We start from the raw sequence: 3,022 nt of genomic DNA, 5'->3' as shown, positions 1-3,022 counted from the left end.
ACGCGGCACCACGGCCGGCCGCCCATGGCCGTCGCCCCGCACGCAGACGTCCGACCGCGGGCTCGCCCCGCCCCGCCGCGTTCGGATCCCGACCCTCGCCACGCAGGGCCGAAGGGCCCTGCGAAGCGACCGAACGGGTCCTCCCGGAGAGTGCCGACCGGCCCGCCGCCAGGGACTGTTGCCGCCGGGAAAGAGGAGACGCGAGTGACAGGGTTCAAGTGCTCCCCGAGGCGCCCCCAGAGGACGCCCGGCCGGACGCACGCCCCATCCCCGCGCCCGTCGAGCGCACTTTCCATCTCACCTCCGGGGGACCCATGACGTTTCACGTCGACTCCGAGACCGGCCGGCTGAAGCAGGTCATCCTGCACCGCCCCGACCGCGAACTGACACGCCTCACACCCAGCAACAAGGACGAGCTCCTCTTCGATGACGTGCTGTGGGCCAAGCGCGCCCGCGACGAGCACGACGCGTTCGCCGATGTCCTGCGGGACCGCGGAGTGCGCGTGCACCTCCTCGCCGACCTGCTCACCGAGACGTTGGACGGCATCGAGGCGCGGCAGCTCGTGCTGGACCGGGTCTTCGACGAACGCGAGTTCGGCGTCCTCGGCACCGACCGGCTCCGCACGTACTTCGACTCCCTGGAGCCGGCCGCCCTGACCACCTGCCTCATCGGCGGCGTCACCAAGGCGGAACTGCTCGAGCGAACGGGCCCGATACCGAGCGTACGACTGCACGCCATGTCGCCCGACGACTTCCTCCTCGCGCCGCTGCCCAACCATCTGTTCACCCGCGACACCTCGTGCTGGGCCTACGACGGTGTGAGCGTCAACCCGATGAACAAGCGGGCACGGCGCCGTGAAACGGTGCACTTCGAAGCTCTCTACCAGCACCACCCCCTCTTCGCGAAGGGGGAGTTCCACCGGTGGGCCGACGGGCAGGCGGCCTATCCCGCCACCATCGAGGGCGGCGACGTCCTGGTCATCGGCAACGGCGCGGTGCTCGTCGGCATGAGCGAGCGCACCACGCCTCAGGCTGTGGAGAATCTCGCCCTGCGCATGTTCGCGGCGGGTTCCGCCCGGCGGGTGGTGGCCGTCAGTCTGCCGAAGAGCCGCAGCTTCATGCACCTCGACACCGTCATGACGATGGTCAGCGGCGACACCTTCACCCGATACGCCGGCCTCGGCATGCTGCCTTCCTCCACGATCGAACCGGGGGCCGGGGGGCAGGGGCTGAGGGTCACCGACCACGCCCCCGAGGACATGGACCAGGCCATCGCCGACGCGCTGGGTCTGCCCTCCATCAACGTCCTCACCCCGAGCCAGGACCTGCGGTCCGCCGAGCGGGAGCAGTGGGACGACGGCTGCAACGTGCTCGCCGTGGAGCCCGGTGTGGTCGTCGCCTACGAGCGCAACGTGACCACCAACACCCACCTGCGCAAGAGTGGGATCGAGGTCATCACCGTGCGAGGCAGCGAACTCGGCCGGGGCCGCGGTGGCCCGAGGTGCATGACCTGCCCCATCGAGCGCGAGGCCGCCTGACCACCCCGCCCGCGCCCCTCATCCCCGCCGCACACACCCCGGACATGCCAAGGAGCCCCGCCATGCACGACGACCTGCACCAGCGCCCGTTCGTAAAGGAACTCGACTTCACGCCCGAGGAGTTCCGCCACCTGCTGGAACTCTCCGCATCCATCAAAGCTGCCCGCCGCGAGGGACGCGAGGAGCAGCGGCTGCGCGGCAAGAACATCGCCGTCATCTTCGAGAAGACGTCGACGAGGACCCGATGCGCCTTCGAAGTGGCCGCGCACCAGCAAGGCGCGCACGTGACGTACCTCGACCCGGCCGGCTCCCAGCTCGGGCACAAGGAGTCCATCAAGGACACCGCACGCGTCCTGGGCCGCTACTACGACGGGATCGAATACCGGGGCAGCGACCAGCGCCTGGTGGAGGAGCTGGCCCAGCACGCCGGCGTTCCGGTCTGGAACGGCCTGACGGACCAGTGGCACCCCACCCAGTCGCTCGCCGACGTGCTCACCATGTGGGAGCACACCGACAAACCGCTGAACCAGGTGTCCTTCGCCTACCTGGGCGACGCCAGGAACAACGTCGGCAATTCCCTGCTGATCGTCGCGGCCATGCTCGGCATGGACGTACGCATGGTCGGCCCGCGATCCCTGCACAGCGCCTCCGATGTCGTCGACCAGGCACGGCGGGCGGCGGCCGTCAGTGGCGCGCGGATCACCCTGACCGAGGACGTGACCGAAGGCGTGGCCGGCGTCGACTTCGTCTACACCGACGTGTGGCTCTCCATGGGAGAGCCGCCGGAGTTGTGGGACGAGCGCATAGCACTGCTCAAGCCGTACCAGGTGACCACGAAGACCCTGGAGGCGACGGGCAACCCGTCGGTCAAATTCATGCACTGCCTCCCGGCCTTCCACAACAGCGACACCACCGTCGGCGCCAAGATCGCTGCGCGGACCGGGATGACCGCACTGGAGGTCACCGACGAGGTCTTCGAGTCCTCGCACTCCATCGTGTTCGACCAGGCCGAGAACCGGCTCCACACCATCAAGGCCGTCCTCGTCGCCACCCTCGGCGACTGAACCCGCATCCCCACGACCTCCGGAGAACACGTCATGCGTGTAGTCGTCGCACTGGGCGGCAACGCCCTGCTCCGCCGCGAGGAGCGGCCGGACGCCGCCGTGCAGCTCGCCAACATCCGCGCTGCCGTGTCCGCGCTCGCCCCCCTCGCGCACGAGCATGAACTCGTCATCACCCACGGCAACGGGCCGCAGGTCGGCGTACTCGCTCTCCAGAGCGCCGCCGACCGCTCCCTGAGCAGCCCCTACCCCTTCGACGTCCTCGGCGCGGAGACCCAGGGCATGATCGGCTACTGGCTGCTCCAGTCGCTGCAGAACGCCCTGCCCGGACGGCAGGTCTGCGCCCTGCTCAACCAGACCCTTGTCTCCGCGGCCGACCCCGCCTTCACCGACCCGGCCAAATTCGTGGGCCCGGTCTACGAC

At 69.5% G+C, this 3,022-nt stretch carries 3 protein-coding genes; all 3 read left to right on the top strand.

What is annotated here, in order from left to right; all coding sequences use genetic code 11:
- The first annotated feature begins 314 nt into the window (after positions 1-314).
- Positions 315-1,538, top strand: coding sequence for an arginine deiminase (locus tag ACWGIU_RS34275; RefSeq protein WP_453712006.1), 1,224 nt, complete (start codon positions 315-317; stop codon positions 1,536-1,538).
- Positions 1,539-1,600: 62 nt separating this feature from the next.
- Positions 1,601-2,602: an ornithine carbamoyltransferase gene (gene argF, locus ACWGIU_RS34270; protein WP_453712005.1), complete on the top strand. Its 1,002-nt coding sequence runs from the start codon at positions 1,601-1,603 to the stop codon at positions 2,600-2,602.
- 33 nt (positions 2,603-2,635) lie between these two features.
- Positions 2,636-3,022: amino acid kinase family protein (locus ACWGIU_RS34265; RefSeq protein WP_453712004.1), on the top strand; the 387-nt coding region annotated here is incomplete at its 3' end.

The sequence above is a fragment of the Streptomyces sp. NPDC054840 genome (assembly GCF_053611065.1).
This window is presented reverse-complemented; position numbering and strand designations above follow the sequence as displayed.